The 1,284-nt window shown below is 57.6% G+C and carries 1 protein-coding gene; it reads left to right on the top strand.

Going from position 1 to position 1,284, the window contains the following annotated elements; genetic code table 11:
• Positions 1-1,284, top strand: a 1,284-nt coding sequence (locus tag HEN33_RS26625) for a phage tail tape measure protein (RefSeq protein WP_274601017.1), incomplete at both ends; no start/stop codon positions are given.

Below are 1,284 nucleotides of genomic sequence, written 5' to 3'. Positions count from 1 at the left end.
CCGGTAATATTGATAATGTGGCAACAGCCGCGGGGGCGCTGGTTGCCGTCGGGGTGGCCCGGTACTTTGGCAATATGGCCGCAGGCGTGGGAAAGGCCACCACAGAGCTGATCGCGGCGAAGTCCGGGACGGTTGCCCTTGCAGCCGCACAGGCAGATGCGGCTGTTCAGGTGCAGCGTAAGGCGGCAGCTGACGCGCTGGCGGCAGAACGTGCCTGGCAACTGGCACAGGCTGAACTTGCACTGGCCAGAAATAGCAGTGCGGAGGCGCTGGCCACACAGAATGCCGTCGCAAAACGCCGGGCCATGATTGTGGCCAATGCCGCACTGGTACAGTCGAATCAGGCGGTGGCGGCCTCGAGGAAGGCGCTGGAGAATGCCACGTCGGTTACGGGAATGCTGAAAAGTGGCGCGGCATCCCTGCTTTCGCTTGTCGGCGGGATACCCGGTTTACTGATGCTGGGAGCCGGTGCCTGGTACACGGTGTACCAGAATCAGGAACAGGCCAGGGAGTCCGCCCGTCAGTATGCATCGACGATTGATGAAATCCGGGCAAAGGTACCGGGAATGACCCTTCCGGAACTGGCTGATAATGAGGGTAAAACTCGCGAGGCACTGGAAGAGCAGAATCGTCTGATTGCTGAGCAGGAAAGTAAAGTCCGGGGACTGAAAACACAGATTGCTGACTATCAGCGCTGGCTGCAGGAAAATCCACAGGGTGGTTCAGGTGTGGAGATTATAACCCACGGCCTTGCGGAGGCAACTGGCAAACTGGCGGTTGAACAGTCACGACTGACACAGATGCAGGAAAAGGCGAAGTCTGTACAGGAAGCTCTGGCGTCACTGGAATACAACCGTGTGGCGAGGATACGCGAGGAGGCAGCAGAGCAGAACAGAGCATACCAGGCATTGCTGCAGATGAATGTTCAGCATACGGAATTTAACCGTCTGCTGGGGCTGGGGAATGAACTGCTTCAGCAGCGGCAGGGACTGGTGAATGTGCCGTTACGGCTGCCACAGGCCACCCTGGATGATAAACAGCAGAGTGCCCTGACAAAAACAGAGCGTGAGCTGGCCCTGTCCAGACTGAAAGGGGAAGAAAAAGAGCGCGTCCGACTGGGGTATGCGGCGGATGACCTCGGTTTTGTGGGTGATCCGTATCAGGAGGCGAGACAACGTTATATCAGTAATGCCCTGGAAGCCTGGCGCAATAACGAGGCGAATAAACCCAAATCCCGGGGTGGAAAATCAGAGACGGAAAAAGCGGAAGACAGTTTTTCCCGGC

This window comes from Escherichia sp. 94.0001, assembly GCF_013369155.2.
In the GTDB taxonomy this organism is placed as follows: domain Bacteria; phylum Pseudomonadota; class Gammaproteobacteria; order Enterobacterales; family Enterobacteriaceae; genus Escherichia; species Escherichia coli_F.
The sequence above is the reverse complement of the archived record's forward strand: the minus strand, read 5'-3'. Positions and strand labels throughout refer to the sequence as shown.